Here is a 19,401-nt window from a genome sequence, read left to right on the forward strand (position 1 = left end):
TCTGCCTTTTATCTGGCTTTTGCGTCTGTGGCAGGCTTGTGCGGTGCTGACAGAATGATGAGGCAGCAAACCACCAGCACAGCACCAAGCCAGCCAAGTGGTGAGAGCGCCTCCCCCACAATCAACACAGCCAGCATGGCTGCGATAACCGGTTCTGTCAGTGTTATTGTGGTGGCAGTACTGGCTGATATATGCGCCAGTGCATAACCGAACAGCAGATAACCGGTGAACATGGGCACAAGCGCCATATAGGCGCCAACGGCAGCATTGTTCCATGAATTGAGCAATGCGCCGCCGGTCATAATCAAAACCGGCATGAGCAAAAGGCCGCCTGCCCCGAAAATTGCCCCCATAGCAGCCTTGGAAGCAATGCCTTTAGTAATCAGGCGATGCGCAGCCCAGGCATAAAGCGCATAGGTCAGCCCGCCTGCAAGCCCCAGAAGAACACCGGCCGCTTCCTGCCAGAATGATGCCCAGAATGTCGCCCAGAATGTAGCATTGTCAAATTCGCTATGATGCCTGCCGCCAAAAAAAACCAGCAAAACAATGCCGCACAACCCCGGAATACAGGCCATAAGCCATTGGCGGCTCAGTGCTTTGCCATCTGCCAGCCGCTCTGTTAAAGCGGAAAAAAGCGGCGCAGAACCAATGGTGACAACCGTGCCCACAGTAACGCCGGCCAGATACATGGAAGAATAAAAAGCCAGCGGATAAATGGCCACACAAACGGCACCAAAACCGGTAACAAGCCAGTATTTGCGTAAAGTTGCGGCATGATATTTCATCTGCCGCAGGGCAAGAAAAGCCTGCAATAACCCGCCCAGCCCCATTGCCGCCGCACCAATAGCCAACGGCCCTACTTCAGGGGCAAAAGTTGCCGCTGTGCCGGTTGTTCCCCATAGAAAAGAAGCAATAAGCACACAAACAATACCCAAACCGTGATGTTTGGTTGGCACGGCGGAAATATTGCTCATAAAGCCGCCAGCATATTTTTTGCAAGGCGTTTTGCGCGTTTAACACGCCGGCTATTGCCTTCAAGCCCTGCCTTGGTGATTGCACCTTCAAGGAGAAAGGCAAGATGCTCAGCTACCTCAACAATAACCGTTTCGGTAAGTTTGCTGCCTGTACCTGTGCGAAACTCATGCAGATGCTTCTGCAAAATATCTTCAATTTCTTGCTTATGTTGGCGGATTAGCTCCCTGCCCTGTTGCCCCGCGGTTAATTCAGCCGCCGTATTAAGCAGGCCGCAACCGCGAAAACCACGCTCATAAGCATAATCTGCATGATCAATATAAGCATCAAACACCGCAAGAATCCGCTCCTGAGATGTGTGTGCCTGTTGCAGCCGCGCCGCATACAGACCCAGCCATTCCTGATGCCGGTATTCAATAAAAGCCTCAACAAGCTCAGCCTTGGAAGCAAAATTATTATACAGGCTCATTTTAGCCACGCCTGCCCTGGCAATAATCATATCAATGCCGGTGGCGTGAATACCATTATTATAAAATAAAACACCGGCAGCATTGAGCAGACGCTCCCGCGCGCTTGGTTTTGGTGATGTGGCGACGGTTCTTGACATGACTTTGTCCAAAATATACAGACCGGTCTACATATTTTTATGTAAAAGGATCTCTCCGGTCAATGCCATTTTCATTGAAAAATTGCGCCGACAGAAACATTTATGAAATAATCATATTTTCTTAATATGTTAATTTTGTAATATGCATTAAACGGAGTGCGGGGCATGAAAAAATCAACTTTAAATCCGGTTATAACTGGCCAGACACTCCATAATTTTAATGCAGAAATCAGCCCTTCAGAACTGGAATGGGTTCAACTGGGGCAAAATTTATCCGAAAGCCAGACAAAGATACTCGCCGCCCTGATTAATGGGAACAAGGAGCGGCTGGTTGGCATTTTCTACGACCGTTTGTTGCAGAATACAGAAGCCACGCCCTTCCTGTCACAGGAAATTGTACATGATCGTCTGCGTCATTCCATGCGTGGCTGGTTATACCGGTTATTTGTTGAGCGCATGGCAAATGTTGAGGATTTTGTTGCCGAGCAACGAAAAATCGGCGCTGTGCATGCCCGCATTCAGGTGCCCATCCATCTGGTCATGCAGGGCGCAAGAATTCTGGAAAATGAAATTATCAAACAGTTACAAAACCAGAATTTAAACCGCGCTGATTTTGAGCAGCTTTCAGCCTATGTCAATAATATCATTGATATTGCCATTGAATTTATGAGTCAGGCTTTTGTCAGCAATACCAAGAGCGACGCTAAAACGGATGAGGCTTATCGTGTTTTTGCGCTCAGTCAGGATATGTCTCTGGAGCGTGAGACCCAACGCGCGGCGCTGATGGAATGGAGCCAGTTGGTCTTGTTTAGCCTGTACAGTAACAAACCCGATACAATCCTGCCCACCCTCGCCGCTTCTGACTTTGGCCTCTGGCTGCATCATAAGGGTGATATTATTTTTCAAGGGGCACCGGCACTGCAAAGCCTGCGTGAAACGGTCCGATATATTGATAATGAATTATTGCCGGATATGGCCGGACAGTGCCAGCAGGCTGCCCGTGATATCAGCACGCTGATTGAGGTATTAAAAAACAAAACCAATGAAATGAAGTTCTTGCTCTCTGAGCTGTTTCAAAGTGCTGTGGCGCTGGAAACCGGTCGTGACCCGTTAACACGCACGCTGAACCGGCGCTTTTTGCCATCCATACTTTCCAGAGAAGTTAAAATGGCGACTAAAAATAATATCAATCTGGGTGTGATGATGCTGGATATTGATAATTTTAAAATTATCAATGACAGTTACGGTCATAGCAGCGGTGATCATATCTTGCAGCAGGTTGCGGAAATTATTCTCTCCTGCAGCCGCTCAAGCGATTTTGTGTTTCGCTATGGCGGTGAAGAGTTTCTGATAATCCTGATTGAGGCAGATCAGCCTTGCGCGGTTGAGAATGCAGAGCGTTTAAGAAAACGCATTGAAAGCCAGCCCCTCACCCTGCCCGATGGCTCCGTTCTGTCGGTTACCTTATCCATCGGGGTATCCGTATTTAACGGACATCCTGATTATAATCATCTTATTGAGGCTGCGGATCAGGCGCTTTACAAGGCTAAGCAAAACGGGCGTAACCGCACTGAAATCGCAACTGTTTTTGCATAAAATATCTGCAAATTTATCGCGTATTTTTAACAAGTTCGCCACCGGTTTTCCCTGCAATTTTGCTGCCACAGTGTGGCGGCAAAATTGTGCGGGTAGACTTTTTTGCGAAAATATCATATAAAGCGGAAATCAAATTTAATTAAGCAGCAATTTTTTGCGTAATCTTAAAGTATAGTGATACGTAAAATAATGTTGTTTAATGTATTAAAACATTAAAAGGAGAATAGGTCTGCCATATCCGGCAGGGTTAATATTTTTATATGTCAGTTTATACAGTTGAAGAGAGTATGAGCACATCAGAGAAGCCTAAACTATCCTTAAAAGATGTTTATAAGATCTTTGGTGACAAGCCGGATCGGGCAATGAATCAATTGCGTTCCGGAAAAAGCAAAACTGAGATTCACAAAGATACAGGCTGCACAATTGGTGTTGATGGTGCCAGCTTTGAAATTATGGATGGCGAGATTTTCGTCATCATGGGGTTGTCGGGCTCCGGTAAATCCACACTTCTTCGCCTGCTCAACCGGTTGATTGAGCCTACTTCCGGCACGATTGCCGTTGATGGGCGCGATATTACGCAAATGTCAAAGCGCGAGCTGATTGAGCTGCGCCGCCGTGATATGAGCATGGTTTTCCAATCTTTTGCCTTATTGCCCAATCGCAATGTTCTCAAGAATGCCGCCTTCGGCCTTGAGGTGGCCGGCATGGCTGAATCTGAGCGCCATGAACGTGCAATGAAAGCCCTTGGCGCAGTCGGTCTTGAGCCATATGCCTATAGTATGCCTGATCAGCTTTCTGGCGGCATGAAGCAGCGCGTCGGCCTTGCCCGGGCGCTGGCAAATGAGCCGACAATTCTGCTGATGGACGAGGCTTTTTCCGCGCTTGATCCGCTTATTCGCACGGAAATGCAGGATGAGCTTATCCGCCTGCAGGCTGAAAACAGCCGTACCATTATTTTTGTCAGCCACGATCTTGACGAGGCTATGCGCATTGGTGACCGTATCTGCATTATGCAGCATGGCAAGGTTGTGCAGGTTGGCACTCCGGACGAGATTGTTTCCAGTCCTGCGAATGATTATGTGCGTTCATTCTTTAAGAATGTGGATGTTTCACATGTTTTTTCCGCCGGAGATGTGGCGCGCAAAACCCTGCTGACCATTATAGACCGTCAGGGTGTCGCTGCAGCTTCAGCACTGGAGCAGATGGAAACAACAGGGCGCGACATTGCCGTTATTGTCGGGCGTGACCGTACCTATCATGGCATGATCAGTCAGGCCAGTCTGGTTGACAAGGTCAAGAACAAATCGCCCCACCCTTACAGAGAAGCATTTTTAAGCGATATCACGCCTATTGAAGCAAGCGAACCGCTTTCCAACGTGCTTGGCCGCGTTGCTGAAAGCCGCTGGCCGGTTCCGGTTGTTGATGAAAAACACAGATATGTCGGCGCAATTTCAAAGTCGGCATTACTGGAAACGCTCGACCGCGCCGGTTGAGCTGAAACGGACGGATAAATATGGATATGAATTTCAGTATCGGTAAAGGCGCCGATATCGTGGTGAATTATATTCTCGACCACTTCACACCGGCGCTGGATATGATTGCCGCCATAATCGGCTTTATTACCAATGGCATTCAGGACGGTTTGCTTGCCATACCCGCAATTGCCGGTATCACTATTCTGAGCCTGTTATCGCTGTGGCGCGTGGGCTGGAAATTTGCGCTCTTTACTGCTCTTGCCCTTGCGCTTGTCAATCATATGGGGCTGTGGTCAGGCACGATGGAGAGCCTGTCGCTGGTTTTGGCAGCGACTATTATTGCTATTATTATTGGCATTCCGCTTGGCATTGGCATGGCGCGTAATGAAACGCTTGCATCATTGATCCGCCCTGCCCTCGACCTGATGCAAACCATGCCTGCATTTGTTTATCTCATTCCGGCGGCAATGTTTTTTGGTCTTGGTGCGGTGCCCGGCACAATTGCAACGGTCATTTTTGCCATGCCGCCGGTTGTACGTTTAACCAATCTTGGCATCCGTCAGGTGCATGAAGAATTTGTTGAGGCGGGGCTTGCCTTTGGTTGTACAGCCAAACAATTGCTGTTCAAGGTGCAATTACCCAATGCCATGCCATCCATTATGGCCGGCATCAACCAAACCATCATGCTGTCCTTATCCATGGTGGTCATTGCATCCATGATTGGTGCAGGCGGATTAGGCAATACTGTGCTCACCGGCATTCAGCGCCTTGATGTGGGCACCGGATTTGAGGGCGGCCTGGCTGTGGTTATTCTGGCTGTTGTGCTGGATCGTATCACACAAAGTTTCGGTAAATCGAGGCCGGGCTTGCTGCGCTGTTTGCGCAGCTTGATAAAGCGCCCGCAGACGGATGCCGCACAAGGCGCATCACCGCTGCATAAGCGGGAAGTTTAAGAAAGAGCCGTAAAGAGCGCACGCGCTTGCAGCGCATATATATGCACTCTGCTTTATTACCACGCATGATTTTGCCTCAAATAACAAATGTTTGGGGAGAACATGCTTTTAACCTGAGAGGAGAAGATATGTTCGGGAAACTGACACGTCTAAGCCTGGTGGCCTTGCTGGCAGGAACTGTAGCAACTTCGGCACTCGCTGCCGGAGATGCCAAAGTGGTTAAACTGGGTTGGGCTCCGTGGTCTGACGCTGAATTTGTTACCAAACTTGCCGCAAAACTCATTCAGGATAATCTGGATCAAAAAGTTGAACTGGTGCAAACCGATGTTGCGCCGCTTTATCAGGGTGTAAGCCGTGGTGATCTGGATGCCATGATGATGGCCTGGCTGCCGGAAACACATGCTGATTATTACAAGCGCGTCAAAGACAAGGTGGAAGATCTTGGGCCGCTTTATGAAGGCGCAAAACTTGGCTGGGTTGTGCCTGCCTATGTGCCGGAAAGCGATATTAAATCCATCGAAGATCTGAAAAAAGCCGATATTCATGACAAGCTGAAAGGACAAATTCAGGGCATTGATCCGGGTGCAGGTCTTACCCGCCTTTCGGAAGAAGCAATCAAGAAATACGGGCTTAATTATAAATTACAGATTTCCAGTGAGGCGGCAATGCTCACAACTGTTGACCGCGCCACCCGTTCTGATGGCTGGTTTGTTGCAACGGCCTGGAGCCCGCACTGGATGTTTGGCAAATATAAACTGCGCTATCTGGAAGATCCTGAAGGCGCATTAGGCGCTGCAGAACATGTTAATGCCCTTGCCCGCAAAGGTTTTAAAGAGGACAATCCAAAAGTTGCCTCCCTGCTGGAAAAGATGAATATTCCGCTTGATGACCTTGAAAAGGCAATGTTTGAGGCACAGGAAACGTCCTATGATAAGGCTGTTGAAAAATATATTGCCGATAATCCCGATCGCATCAAAGAATGGCTGTCGGAATAAGCGCTCCATTAGAGTAATCTGAAACACGGGCTGGTTTATCCTGTTTGCTATAAGATAAAACAAAGATAAAACAAACCATCAGAGTGTCTTAATTCCAACCAAACGGCCGAAACCGCATACGCATAAAATAATTTGTGGTTTGAATTCCATGTTATTCACTGCCTTTATTGATTTGAAGGCAGTGATTTTTTATTTACAGACCTCAAATAACCGGCAATCAAGCCGTTTCTTACGGCTAAACCGCTATAGCCAAAACGCTTTAGCAAAAGCTTACAAAAATGATATCGGGTAAGAATGATATCAGGTAAGAACAATATCGGGATGATCACTTTCTTCTCAATCAGTGCCTGTCCAATTTTGCTGAGATGCAGAACCCAAAATTCTCTCCACCTAACCATGACGTTCCGCTGCGCCTAGAATCTCAATATATATGCTATATACCTGAAACACGATCAATCTTAATTAAGGCTGCTCCAAAACCGGATGCGAGATATTGCGCTTATCAGAATAGTTTTATCGCACCAATTTATTAGGGTAGCATTATTTAGAATTACCTAATATATTAATCAATGTAATCATTTATATAATAAATTGAGGTGATACGATGAACACTTATTTTAAAGCGGCTATTTTTTCACTCGCGTTCGTAGCAGTGCCATATGCTGCCAACGCAAATGCCCAAACATCTTATTCCGCATTGAAAAATACTGCAATTCAACAGAGCACACATAATCTTATTCTGGCCGACAATGGCGGGAATTCAGGTAATAACGGAAATAATAACGGTAGTAATAATAGTGGCGATAATAGCGGAACAAATAATACCGGTGGCAATAACAATCAACATAGCTAAATAATTTTATAACAAATAATTATTTTTCAGCAAATATAAACGCCTTATATTTTAAATATGAGGCGTTTTATAGAAATGGTTTTAATCTCATTAAAAATTTACTCTTATATACATGTTTATTATTATATGGATGTGCTCACTCTGAAACTAAAGTTCTTCCGCCATATACGTTAAATAACGGATCTGTTTACCAGGATGTCATATCTGTGGCCTCCAACGGAAACGGAACCTCCCCGACAATTACAAATATTAAAACCTTTCGTCTTTATTCCAGAAAAAATAGCAAACTAATATCTGAATATTCCGCTGCAGAGGGCAGCATTATCAATGCGGCTACAACTGCTTTGATCGGTGGGGTAAGTACCGGCATTCCGCTCGCTATAGGTTTGCGGGGTAATCGTTATAACAACATAACGTCAAGTGTCAGAAATAGCTATAATAATGGTAATAACACCGGTAGTAATAATAGTGGCAACAATAGCGGAAACGACAACGAGTAATATTTAAATTATTGTTTTAATATTAACTTCATGGAAAAATATATTTTTAAAGAACATCTATATTAAATTTTATTTGATTTTCAAAAATAAAAATCGCGAGTCGAATACCACAAATTTATCTCGCGATTTTCTTTCAGATTCTGTTTTTTGTGCTTTTAAGAAACGATCATCTGGCTTAATATTATTAAGTTCCGGATACAACTTTGAGAATATGCACTCAGTGCCCGCAAGCGTCCGGAACATGCCATCTGTTTAGGTGCTTTACACGCCCCGTATAAAACCGCATCAAGAAGTATTCGCCTTTTTATAATGTCTGATAATGCTCAAACGAGCAGAATATGGCCTTGGAATACTGACAATCATACCAATCAATGCTAAAGCATTTTTAAAAAGCTGACCGGATCAGCCTGATAGCGTGGCAAAACCGGTGCCCGCAGGCAATCGTTAGAAATCCGGCGCAAGCCATATCAATATGCCGGCTGCAACAAGGGTGACATTATGAATATGCTGCAATGGGTATTTCTTATTCAGGCGGTTATGGCTTTTGGTCTTGCCGGTTGCGTTATTTTTATCCTGCTCAAGCGCAAAGGCTGATTTTTAAAAAGCCGGATTGCATTTGAACAGAATAATTTTTTTGCCTTCAGGCTTTTATTGTGGCGGTTAATCCGCAAAATCAAACGCAGCGAATATATTTCAACACGCCAATATAGGGCGGCCTGTTAGCGGCTTTATCATCAGCAGGATGGTTGATGCCATCTGTTACAATCACTTCATCAAAATCAAACGGGCTGACACCCTCAAGGCAAGCAGCATTAATGCCATATTGCTGCGGGTTGGAACGGCGCTGATGATGTGTATAAATTCCGCAAACCGAGCAGAAATAATGTTTGGCTGTTTTGGTATTGAACTGATAAAGCGTTAGTGCTTCCTCCCCGCTGGTAATTTCCAGACCCCCAATCTGCGCAGAAACAGCAATGGCACCGCGCATCCGGCAATAAGAACAGGTGCAACGCCGCGCTGTTTTTAATCCATCTGTTAATTTGACGCGAAATTGCACAGTGCCGCAATGGCAGGCACCTTTTACCGCCTCATCTGTTGCGCTCATTTTTATTCTCCCGTTTTGTGAAATTATTGAAATAACAATATCCTTTTCTTGAACAGATAAGACCTCAACTTGCTGTGAAGCCTGTATTTTTTACTAAAATTTACAGCTCTGAGCGTTCAGAGCAGCCGCTCACAATTTTCCTTTAAAACCGCAATCAATAAAAAAGCGGCCTCTGAAAGAGGCCGCTTTTACAAAGATCAGGACAAAATAAAAACCATGCTGCCTGAATGCAGGCTTTCATAAATTTCAGCGGCCATCCGGTGTGCGCAGGCCAATCCATTTATCTTTCACAGCATCATAATGCTGTTCAGGTTTATATTCAGCCACCTGCAGACCGATTTGCTTGGCAGTCAGGCGACCAACTGCATTGAGCACAGCATAGCTTGCCACAACCACATCGCGCTCTGCCTCAACCAGCAAAATCTGCGCATTGATAAGATCGTTTTGTGCATTAAGCACATCCAGCGTGGTGCGCTGGCCGACATTGCGCTCTTCAATCACACCATCCAGCGCCAAACGCGCAGCGGAGATGCCATCCCGATAGGCAACAACCGAAGCCCTGGCTGCCTCAAGCTGAGACCAGGATGAACCAACAGCAGCCCGCACCTTATCGCGAATAACATCCACCTCAATACGTGCCTTGCCCAGCTCTTCCTTGGATTTGCGCACGGTTGCGGAATTGCGCCCGCCGGAATAAATCGGCACCGTAACATTAAGGCCGATAGATGCGGAATTACCATTGCCAGCCATTGGCAGGCCTGAATAAACTGTGGAATGCGATGCAGAAGCGACTGCGCTTACCTGAGGCAACAAAGCCCCCTGCTTGGCCTGCACATTATGTCCGGCCGCATCCATGGCATATTGAGTGGCCTTGATTCCGGGATGTGTATTCTCGGCAATTGCATAAGCCTGAGCAATGGATTTTGGCAAGGATTTGCCCGCAGGCCTGGCTGCCTGCAATTTATCCGGCGCAGAACCGATAACCTGCTGATAAACAGCTTCAGCCGATTTAACATTGGCAAGGGCTGCATTAAGCTGGGCAATAGCTGCAGAGCGCCGCGCATCGGCCTGCGCCACATCGGTGCGGGTGCCCTCACCCACATCAAGCCGCGCTTTGGCAGCACGCACCTGCTCATTCAGTGCGGCAAGGTTTTTGCGGCGCAGGGCAGCAATCTCACGATTCTGATAAACATCCATATAGGCTGAAACGGCATCAAAAAGCCGGTTTTGTTCATCATTACGCAGATTTTCCCGCTGGGCAAATACCCTGCTTTCAGCGGCTGCTACATTGTTTTTTGTTTGAAAACCATCAAACAGGCTCTGGTTCAGCTGAATACCAACCTCGCCGCTGGTTGAATACAGATCTCTCAGCCCATCACGGCTGCGGCCATATTTATAGGTACCGTTAATATTCGGGCGGTATCCGGATTTGGCAATGGCCACATCTTCATCGGTTGCGCGCAAACCGGCGCGTGATGAATTGAGAGAAGCGTTGTTGTGATACGCTTTCTGCATGGCTCCAAACAGCGTTTCCGCAAGAACCGGTGCCGGTGCGAGTACCGTGCTCGCTAAAAGTGCAACAGCTAACATCTGTTTGCGAAAATTGACCACGGTTTACCCCATATAATTCGAATCGAAAATTCTCAGGTGCTTTGGGTTTTTGCTAATAACCGGTAAATACCAAATTTTCCACCCGCAAGAGACTTTTAGGAATAAACAAATTGTTATTGTTGCGGAAATAGCAGTTTTACATCCACCTTGTTTGTAACCTTTTACGGCCGCAATTTTAAAATGCCATTATTCCTGTTGGCAACAATATCAGGTTAGACAGATATTTTAAGTACAAATATCAATAATAAACAAAAAGCCTGCAACAGCATATCCGTTGCAGGCCTTTTATCAAATAAAATCAATCAAAATACAAATTCAGCCTTACGGCGGAACCCGGGCAGCGGCTTAACCGCAGCATTGAAAACACCGCGGCGCGAAATAATGCCGTCTTCTTTCACATAAATATGTGCAACACCAATATTGCCCTGCCCTTCAACGGCCACCAGGCGGCCGCCATCTTTAAGCTGTTCCTGCAAGGCCTGCGGAACAAAATCAACAGCCCCCTCAAGCAGGATAACATCATAAGGCGCTTCTTTCGGATAACCGGCGGCCAAATCACCGCTGACAACGACAACATTGTCATAGCCAAGATTTTGCAGCTTTTCAGAAGCCTGAGCATTCAGCTCCGCATCGCTTTCCAATGCAATCACCGAGCTTGCAAGCTGTGACAGAACCGCCGACAAATAGCCCGTACCGCAACCAACATGCAGAACCACATCCTGTTTTTTTACAAGCGCCAGTTGCACAAGGCGTGCAGCCGGTGATGGCTCCATCATATAACGCGCGCCTTCGGCCGTTTGGGTCAACAACTGATCTTCATCAATATAAGCCAGTTCGCGGCGGCTCGCCGGCACAAATTCCTCACGCGGAACCGCCAGAAAAGCATCCAGAACCGCAAGATCCGTTACATCCGTTGTGCGGATCTGCGTATCAACCATATTAACACGAAGCTCGCGGAAATCGGCTGTCATAGCCCCAAACCTTTCCTGTGTGCGCTGAGGCACGTCTTAATCTTGAATTTAAACTGCATTGTTTATAACTGCAAATATGCAAAAAACCCTGCACGATTATGTAACTGACACAACTCCGGCGCGGCATCAGCCTGCGGGCAGTGAAAATCATTTCCGCTGATTTGACAAAAATACGCCGCACAGTCAATCAAAGACCGACATTCATACCACGCTCATAGTGCCGCATGAGGCCATATTGCCTCACAATTTTGTGTCGTCTTTCAATTGCAGCCCATGATGCTGCAAAACTTTTTCATCTTTTTTCGTAAATATTCCACCCAAAACAATACTGTTTTGCACAGGCGGCAGCGTTACAATAAATGGCACATAAAAAAACGCAGCGTCCTCCAACACTGCGTTTTTTAATCTCTGTATAGTTTTCTCTTCGAGAGAAATCACTTTTACTCGTCGCGATAAACTTTCTCACGGCGCTCATGACGCTCCTGCGCCTCAATTGATAAAGTCGCGATCGGACGAGCATCCAGACGCTTCAAATTGATAGGATCACCGGTCTCTTCACAAAAACCATATGTTCCCTCATCAATACGCAATAAAGCAGCATCAATTTTGGCAATCAGTTTACGTTGCCGGTCGCGTGCGCGAAGCTCAATAGACCGGTCTGTTTCTGATGAGGCCCTGTCAGCCAGATCAGGATGGTTAGCATTTTCACGCTGCAAGGCTTCCAGCGTTTCGCGTGCTTCCCGCAAAATGTCATTCTTCCAAGCAATCAGCTTGGCACGGAAATATGACTTCTGCCGTTCATTCATAAACGGCTCGTCTTCCGTGGGTTTGTAGTTAAGGTCGATTAATTCACTCATCTTGAATCACCCCACACCTAGGAGACGTGGCGCCTTATAGGTCTATAATTTGCGCGATACAACCATAAAAAACACAATATCAAGTATTTTTGTGATTCCTGAAAAAAATGACAGTCAATAACGCAAGTTATAAAAAACGCAATTCTGTGTTTTTCCAATCGCAGCAAAACATAAAAAACAAAGTATTTAATTATTACTTTAAAACAATATCATCAATTACCTATGTATAAAAATCTCCCTTTAAATTTTAACACTTTATGAAAATGTGCTTTTTCTATAGGTTTATGCAAAATACTCATGCACCCTAAAAGCTACATTCAATCGCCGGTAATTTGCACTCAATACCGGTTTTAGATTTCCTGAACGCTCTCTGATTTTTCGGCTATCACAGCCATATTCAAATGCTGCATATGAGCAATGATACAGCATTCCGGAATGGCTATAATAGCTGCACCTCTCTTCAAGAATATCAAATAAAAATCCCGCCCGAAACCGCAACAGGGCTATCTTTTTATTTAAAAAACTGTCAAACAAAAGCCATGCGCACAATTTTGCTCCTTCGCCATGCCCATGCCGTATTACCGGACAGAAACGGCAAAGATTTCGACCGTATTTTAAGCCAAAGCGGTGAGGCAGAGGCTATATGGCAGGCGCAGCATATGCTGCAGGCCGGATTGCAGCCGGATTTCATACTCTCCTCGCCCGCGGCAAGAGCAATGCAAACGGCAGAGATTTTTCAGGCAGCTCTTAATAATATCGCAGATACGCTGCCGGATATAGATGAATGCCCCTCGCTTTACAGGGCGGATGCGGCAGGATATCTGGAAAAAATCCACAAGGAAATACCGGAAACCGCCCGTTGTGCATTGCTGGTCGGGCACAATCCGGGCATTGAAAATTTTATATTTCTGTTCGCCCGCGGGCATAAAAACTATGAAGAGCAAATGAGTTACGGCTTTCCTACCGCGGGGCTTGCTGTGCTTGAAACAATGCATAATTATTCAATCTTCAGCTCGCAAACAGCGCAACTTACCGCTCTTTATTTTCCACTCCCTGTTTGAAATTTCTGTAGTTCTTCACAATCTGCCCGCCGGCTCCAATTGTCTGGTCTTGTTTGAAACCGTAAACAAAATATATATGATCTGATTATCAGCTATCAGGATATTTCCGGCTTAATCCTGAAGACAGGAAATGTTCTTTTCTTTTGTTTTGCGCGTATTTATCCGAAAACTATTACATTTTTCGGTATACACAGTAATCGTAATGACAGGGGGCATTTTTGGCCAGACTGACCACACTGACGGATGAAGCCAAAATCGCTTTTGATACGCTGACAGAGCGCGGCAGCAATCTTATTTCCCCGTCCTTACGGCTTGGTGTCACCGGCCTGTCACGCGCGGGCAAAACTGTGTTCATCACTTCACTGGTGCATAATCTGACACAGGGCGGCCGGCTGCCGCTATTTGATGCCTATGCATCCGGCCGCATTGCCCGCGCCTATCTGCAGCCGCAACCTGATGATGCCGTGCCGCGCTTTCAATATGAAGACCACCTGGCAGCATTGGTTCATGACCGCCTCTGGCCGGATTCCACCCGTGCGATTTCTGAATTGCGCCTGACTATTGAATATCAATCCGCCTCCTCATGGGGACGCATTTTTTCTTCCGGCAAATTATCCATAGATATTGTTGATTATCCCGGAGAATGGCTGCTTGATCTGCCTTTGCTTGGCAAAAATTATGCTAAATTCTCCCGCGATTCTTTCATATTAGCCAATGAATCAGCACATCACAGCTTTGCCGGCGAGTGGTTGCGCCAGTCAGCATCTGTTGATGCCAATGCCCCTGCCGATGAAATGACCGCACAAAAGCTGGCGCGCAGTTTTACTGATTATCTGCGTGCCGGCAAATCCGATGAGCAGGCCCTATCCACCCTGCCGCCGGGGCGCTTTCTCATGCCGGGCGATCTGGAAGGCTCTCCCGCCCTCACCTTTGCCCCCTTGCCTGATCTGCCACAGGGCAGTTTCAGAAACGGCTCGCTCGCCGCTATGATGGAGCGGCGCTATGAATCGTACAAAACCCATGTCGTCAAACCGTTTTTCCGTGAGCATATTGCCCGTCTTGACCGGCAGATTGTGTTGGTGGACGCCATGCAGGCAATCAATGCCGGTGGCACCGCAGTGCGCGATCTGGAACGCGCGCTGACGGAAATTCTCGCCTGTTTTCGCGCCGGACGCCCCGGCCTCCTCACAGGGCTTGTGCAAAAACGCATCAGCCGCATATTGATTGCCGCCACCAAGGCCGACCATCTTCATCATGAAAGCCACAACCGCCTTGAAGCAATTGTGCGTAAACTTGTTGATGATGCCGCACGCAATGCTGATATATCAGGCGCCGAAATTGATGTGCTGGCCATGGCCGCTGTGCGCGCCACAAAAGAAGCAACGGTTTCACAAAACGGCGATATTTTGCCGGTCATTGTCGGCACCCCGCTGAAAGGTGAAGTTATCGACGGAGAAATATTTGACGGTAAAACTGAAACCGCTATTTTCCCCGGCGATTTGCCGCATAATATTCAGGATATTTTCAACCAGCCAGATCTGGCGCCGCAAGATCGGGCGCATCAGGCGCCAATCCGCTTTGTGCGTTTCAGGCCGCCGCAAATCAAGGCCGATCTTGATACGATACATTTAACATTGCCGCATATCCGCCTTGATCGCGCCATGCAGTTCCTGTTTGGCGACATGCTGGCCTGAGGAGCAGGTTATGACAGAAAAACCGGAAGCAGACGGCGAAAAACCACGCAAGCCGGCAAGTTTTACCATCAAACAGCCGGCACACAGCACCGCACCGGCGCCCTTGCGCAAACCTGCGGCTATCCGTGATTTATCTGTGGTCACGGCAGAAACCGCAGATGTTTTTGAACAGGAGTCAGCCGATGCAGCCGCGCAACTGAACCCACCGCCTGCCGGCCTGATCAAGCATCGCCTCACATTACGCAGCATATTTTTTGCAGCCTTTGGGCTTCTTGTCAGCTTTGCCATCGGCATCTGGACGGATGTTCTCATCCGCGCCATGTTCAGCCGCGCCGGTTGGCTTGGCTGGCTGACACTGATTGTGGCCGTTATAGCTGTTGTTTCACTCATTGCGCTGCTGCTGCGTGAGGCGCTTGCCTTGCGCCGCCTTTCCGCAGTGCAGGAACTGCGCCTTGCTGCCGCCGCAGCCGCAGAGCGCAATGATATTAACAAAGCGCGCAAAGTGACCGGAAAATTGCTGGAAATTACCGCCGCCCTGCCCCAAACAGCCCGCGGCCGTACAATAGTACAATCCCTGCATGATGATGTGATTGACGGTTGCGATCTCATCCGCATCACCGAGCGGGAAATTCTCCGCCCGCTGGATCGTGAGGCGCGGTTGTTGATACTCAATGCCGCCAAGCGGGTTTCCATAGTTACAGCTGTCAGCCCGCGTGCATTGGTTGATATTGCCTATGTGGTTTTTGAATCATCGCGGCTTATCCGCCGCCTGTCAGAGCTTTATGGCTGCCGCCCCGGTTCTTTTGGCTTTTTACGGCTTGCCCGCAGTGTTATTGCCCATCTTGCGGTTACCGGCACATTGGCCATGGGCGACAGTGTGGTGCAGCAAATACTCGGTCAGGGGCTGGCCTCGCGCCTTTCTGCCAAACTTGGTGAAGGTGTGATCAATGGCATGATGACCGCCCGCATCGGCATTTCTGCCATGGATATAGTGCGCCCCTTGCCATTTGATGCTGAAAAGCGTCCGAATATCGGTGATTTTGTCAGTGATATCGCCAAGGCGACAACACAGAAAAAATCCGGCTGAACAATACCAAAACCGGAGCGTAAAGAATGACATATAAAAAATATGCCGCCTGAACAGGTGCAGAAGCTGTTGTAATATCCGGCTTATTAGAATGCTCGATAAAACTGAATATATTGACAGTTCCTGCAATTAATGCGTGATGTCACACAATTTGGAAACTTGCTATTAACCATTCAATCCGAATATAAAGGCTCATCCTCATATTTTGTTGACAGGATTCTTGCTCAGCAAAATGGCGTGAGATGATTAGTGCCATTATTCAATTTATCCTGTCACTTTTGCAAATTCAGGTTCGCCATGATCAAATCTGCCACCGCCGCTTGCTTATTTCTGCTTGCTCCTGTAGCCGGCGCAATTTCTGCATTGGCAGCAGATAAGGACGAACTCTTCTTCCGTAATGTTGAAGGCCAGTGGAGTGGCCCGGGTGAAGTGGTAGCCGGCAAATATAAAGGTACAAAATTTGTCTGCAACCTGTCCGGATCAACACCTGATGCAGCCGTTGGCATGACGCTTGACGGCACCTGCCGTGTCGGCGTGTTTTCACAACCGATGAAGGCAACGGTTGTTCGCACCGGCAAAAGCTATAGCGGCACATTCAATGATGGCGCCGAAGGCAAAGGCCTCAATGTTACCTCCGGTTCGGTAAGCGGCAACCGTGTTGTTTTTGCCTTAAGCCGCAAACAGCTCAATGGCGCCATGCTTGCCCGTGTTATGGATCAAAACACCATGAATGTAACCGTATCGGTTAAGGTGGAAGATACAATGGTGCCGGTTGTTGGCATGAATCTGAAGCGTGTGGATGGCGGCGCGCTCAGCAATATTGCCCGCAACTGATGGTGTCCTGCGCAGCCTGCCCGCAACAACCGGCTGCCGGCAACCGCATAATGTGCCTGCAAGGAGAAATCCGCAATTTTCAGATTGCTTCAATTTCTGCTTAACGCATTATCCTGCCGCAAAAAGCTCTTTGCAAATTTTGCTGAAAATGCTCTAGAAACTGCGCGCCTGCCACCAGCGATGGCCATAGCTCAATTGCTGAATGCCTGTATGATCAGTCTTTTCCAGCAGATTGGCAACAGTTTGTCCGCGAATATTCAGTTGCGGTGCAATGGTTGCCAGCGGCACCAGCACAAAGGCGCGCTCCTCAATGCGCGGATGCGGCAAAATCAGCTCGGGCGTATCCAGCGCCAAAACTTTCTCATAAGCCAGCATATCAATATCAATCGTGCGCGGCCCCCAGCGTTCACTGCGCACACGCTGCAGGCGTTTTTCGATTTTCTGTGTCACTTCCAGCAAGTCTGGCGGGGTGAGCAGCGTCGAGATTTCCGCACAGGCATTATAAAACCAATCCTGATCAGTCTTGCCCCAGGGCGGCGTTCTGAAAACCGGCGATACCGCAATCACCCGTATATCCTGCCGCTCATCCAGCAATTGCAGTGACTGCGCCATGGTTTGCACCACATTGCCCACATTGCCGCCAAGGCACAGCCAGGCTTTACGAACCTCTGCCGCCTTCATCGATCAGGCCACGCAACTGTTACTTCAACATAATCCAAAACACCGGCCACCGGCGCATTCGGCTTGCGCACAGTAATTTCCGCCCTGTAAATTTGCGGAAATTCAGCGCATAGCGCCCTTGCCACATCCTGTGCCAGCGCCTCAATCAAATAACGGCGCGTGCCGGTAATGATTTTTTCAATCACGGAAAAAACAATACCGTAATGCACGGTGCCATCAATATCGTCATTTTCAAGAGAATTTCCCGGCTCAACAGTCAGCACCGCATCTACATAGAAGCGCTGACCGAGCTTTGTTTCCTCTTCAAAAACACCGTGATGCGCAAAAAATGCGCAGTTTTTCATACGGATCGTGTACAAAAGCCCTCATTTCTTCCGTAGCCGGAAAAGATTCAACAGAAAATCACAATATTTTCCATCTTTATAGTATTTGCAAACAGCCAAAGGCCGCTGTCAACAGCCTCGCGTTAAAAATCCGCGGCGCAACAATCACCCGCTAAACAGAGCATGTGACTGTATCCTTTATGCTGATTGCGCCATTACAGCATCTGCCATCAGCAAGGCATCACGGTTAAGCGCAACATTATGCACCCTGAATATATCTGCCCCTTTCAAGCGCAGGATAACACTGGTGGCCGCGGTTGCCGCATCACGTTCTGCTGCATTCTCCCGTCCTGACACCGCACCGGTAAAGCGTTTGCGTGATGTGCCGGCCAACCATGGCAGCCCCATTTTTTTCAACTCGCCAAAACGCGCCATTAATTGCAGATTATCGTCAGTATTTTTGGCAAAGCCAAACCCCGGATCAAGCACAATCTGTTCCTGTTTTACACCGGCATTGCGGGCAATCTTCAGGGAATGCTGCAAAAACGCATATTGATCCTCAATCACATCGGGCAAAATATCGCGCTCGCGCCCAGTATGCATGATCACCAATCCGGCACCGCTTGAAGCCGCCAGATCAGCAATATCAGGTTCACGCTGCAAACCCCACACATCATTGACAATATGGGCACCGGTCGCAACCGCCAGTGCTGCAGTCTGCGCACGGTAAGTATCGATCGAGATCAGACAGCCCGTTTCTTTTGCCAGTGCCTCAATCACCGGCAGAACGCGATCCTGCTCCTCGGCAGCACTCACCGGCACGGCATCGGGGCGGGTTGACTCTCCGCCAACATCAATAATCACCGCACCATCAGCCAGCATATTACGGGCAGAAGCCACCGCCTTATCCAATGCCAGATATGCACCGCCATCAGAAAAAGAATCCGGTGTAATATTCAAAATCCCCATAATCAGCGCCTTTGCGCCAATTTCCAGCTTTCTTCCATGTGCAAGCTGCCATTGTCTCGTCATGCGGTTTCTCTTAATCATATTTATAAGTAACTTTTCAAAACCATATTCTTTTATAGAAAGGCTACCTATTCTTTACACATTTCAAAGACTGTTATAGCCCAATATGAAAACTGTGAAGCGGTTTGGATAACAACTTGCACATTGATATGAACAGCATTTTCACATTTCACTCAAAACGGGAAACACCCCTGATT

The 19,401-nt window shown here is 47.7% G+C and carries 19 protein-coding genes; 9 read left to right on the forward strand and 10 right to left on the reverse strand.

Annotated elements, in window-relative coordinates; genetic code table 11:
- Window positions 1–8: 8 nt before the first annotated feature.
- Entirely contained in the window at window positions 9–974 is a 966-nt protein-coding gene (locus ACSTTO_RS00905; protein ID WP_439271222.1) for a DMT family transporter, read from the reverse strand.
- Window positions 971–1,579, reverse strand: a complete 609-nt coding sequence (locus ACSTTO_RS00910) for a TetR/AcrR family transcriptional regulator (protein WP_439271223.1) — start codon at window positions 1,577–1,579, stop codon at window positions 971–973. The genes ACSTTO_RS00905 and ACSTTO_RS00910 overlap by 4 nt, the downstream gene beginning before the upstream one ends.
- Before the next feature lie 165 nt (window positions 1,580–1,744).
- Between ACSTTO_RS00910 and ACSTTO_RS00915 the strand changes: the two genes are divergently transcribed.
- The 5 genes from ACSTTO_RS00915 to ACSTTO_RS00935 all read left to right on the forward strand — a co-directional run bounded on the left by ACSTTO_RS00915 (window position 1,745) and on the right by ACSTTO_RS00935 (window position 7,451).
- Window positions 1,745–3,175 (forward strand): GGDEF domain-containing protein, encoded by a 1,431-nt coding sequence (locus tag ACSTTO_RS00915; RefSeq protein ID WP_439271224.1) that lies wholly within the window; start codon window positions 1,745–1,747, stop codon window positions 3,173–3,175.
- Between the two features lie 287 nt (window positions 3,176–3,462).
- Complete coding sequence (gene proV / locus ACSTTO_RS00920) at window positions 3,463–4,668, forward strand: glycine betaine/L-proline ABC transporter ATP-binding protein ProV (RefSeq protein WP_439271225.1); 1,206 nt, start codon at window positions 3,463–3,465, stop codon at window positions 4,666–4,668.
- 20 nt (window positions 4,669–4,688) lie between these two features.
- Window positions 4,689–5,603: an ABC transporter permease gene (locus tag ACSTTO_RS00925; RefSeq protein ID WP_439271226.1), complete on the forward strand. Its 915-nt coding sequence runs from the start codon at window positions 4,689–4,691 to the stop codon at window positions 5,601–5,603.
- A gap of 128 nt (window positions 5,604–5,731) precedes the next feature.
- Window positions 5,732–6,598, forward strand: a complete 867-nt coding sequence (locus ACSTTO_RS00930) for a glycine betaine ABC transporter substrate-binding protein (protein WP_439271227.1) — start codon at window positions 5,732–5,734, stop codon at window positions 6,596–6,598.
- A gap of 604 nt (window positions 6,599–7,202) precedes the next feature.
- A complete protein-coding gene (locus ACSTTO_RS00935) occupies window positions 7,203–7,451 on the forward strand; it encodes a hypothetical protein (protein WP_439271228.1) in 249 nt (82 codons plus the stop codon).
- A gap of 1,173 nt (window positions 7,452–8,624) precedes the next feature.
- Here ACSTTO_RS00935 and ACSTTO_RS00940 read toward each other — a convergent pair.
- The 5 genes from ACSTTO_RS00940 to dksA all read right to left on the reverse strand — a co-directional run bounded on the left by ACSTTO_RS00940 (window position 8,625) and on the right by dksA (window position 12,495).
- The gene (locus tag ACSTTO_RS00940) at window positions 8,625–9,056 is read right to left on the reverse strand and encodes a GFA family protein (protein ID WP_439271229.1); all 432 of its coding nucleotides are present in this window, start codon (window positions 9,054–9,056) and stop codon (window positions 8,625–8,627) included.
- Between the two features lie 246 nt (window positions 9,057–9,302).
- Window positions 9,303–10,646 (reverse strand): TolC family outer membrane protein, encoded by a 1,344-nt coding sequence (locus ACSTTO_RS00945; protein WP_439271249.1) that lies wholly within the window; start codon window positions 10,644–10,646, stop codon window positions 9,303–9,305.
- Window positions 10,647–10,969: 323 nt separating this feature from the next.
- Window positions 10,970–11,638, reverse strand: a complete 669-nt coding sequence (locus ACSTTO_RS00950) for a protein-L-isoaspartate O-methyltransferase family protein (protein ID WP_439271230.1) — start codon at window positions 11,636–11,638, stop codon at window positions 10,970–10,972.
- Window positions 11,639–11,878: 240 nt separating this feature from the next.
- Complete coding sequence (locus tag ACSTTO_RS00955; protein WP_439271231.1) at window positions 11,879–12,076, reverse strand: hypothetical protein; 198 nt, start codon at window positions 12,074–12,076, stop codon at window positions 11,879–11,881.
- Window positions 12,077–12,078: 2 nt separating this feature from the next.
- Window positions 12,079–12,495, reverse strand: a complete 417-nt coding sequence (gene dksA / locus ACSTTO_RS00960; RefSeq protein WP_439271232.1) for an RNA polymerase-binding protein DksA — start codon at window positions 12,493–12,495, stop codon at window positions 12,079–12,081.
- 539 nt (window positions 12,496–13,034) lie between these two features.
- On the opposite strand from dksA, the gene ACSTTO_RS00965 reads away from it, so the two are divergent.
- The 4 genes from ACSTTO_RS00965 (at window position 13,035) to ACSTTO_RS00980 (ending at window position 17,171) form a co-directional block, all read left to right on the forward strand.
- Window positions 13,035–13,556, forward strand: a complete 522-nt coding sequence (locus tag ACSTTO_RS00965; protein ID WP_439271233.1) for a SixA phosphatase family protein — start codon at window positions 13,035–13,037, stop codon at window positions 13,554–13,556.
- Window positions 13,557–13,774: 218 nt separating this feature from the next.
- On the forward strand, window positions 13,775–15,250 hold the full coding sequence (locus tag ACSTTO_RS00970; RefSeq protein WP_439271234.1) for a YcjX family GTP-binding protein: 1,476 nt from the start codon (window positions 13,775–13,777) through the stop codon (window positions 15,248–15,250).
- Between the two features lie 10 nt (window positions 15,251–15,260).
- Entirely contained in the window at window positions 15,261–16,337 is a 1,077-nt protein-coding gene (locus ACSTTO_RS00975; protein ID WP_439271235.1) for a YcjF family protein, read from the forward strand.
- Window positions 16,338–16,637: 300 nt separating this feature from the next.
- Window positions 16,638–17,171 (forward strand): hypothetical protein, encoded by a 534-nt coding sequence (locus ACSTTO_RS00980; protein ID WP_439271250.1) that lies wholly within the window; start codon window positions 16,638–16,640, stop codon window positions 17,169–17,171.
- Between the two features lie 153 nt (window positions 17,172–17,324).
- Here ACSTTO_RS00980 and folK read toward each other — a convergent pair whose 3' ends face one another.
- From folK to folP, 3 genes are all read right to left on the reverse strand, one after another.
- A complete protein-coding gene (folK, locus tag ACSTTO_RS00985; protein WP_439271236.1) occupies window positions 17,325–17,852 on the reverse strand; it encodes a 2-amino-4-hydroxy-6-hydroxymethyldihydropteridine diphosphokinase in 528 nt (175 codons plus the stop codon).
- The gene (gene folB, locus ACSTTO_RS00990; protein ID WP_439271237.1) at window positions 17,849–18,211 is read right to left on the reverse strand and encodes a dihydroneopterin aldolase; all 363 of its coding nucleotides are present in this window, start codon (window positions 18,209–18,211) and stop codon (window positions 17,849–17,851) included. Before folB ends, folK begins: the two co-directional genes overlap by 4 nt.
- A 162-nt stretch (window positions 18,212–18,373) precedes the next feature.
- A complete protein-coding gene (gene folP, locus ACSTTO_RS00995) occupies window positions 18,374–19,207 on the reverse strand; it encodes a dihydropteroate synthase (protein WP_439271238.1) in 834 nt (277 codons plus the stop codon).
- Between the last annotated feature and the right edge of the window lie 194 nt (window positions 19,208–19,401).

Origin of the sequence: Pseudochrobactrum albidum, from assembly GCF_051851455.1 — a bacterium.
Taxonomy (GTDB): Bacteria; Pseudomonadota; Alphaproteobacteria; order Rhizobiales; family Rhizobiaceae; genus Pseudochrobactrum.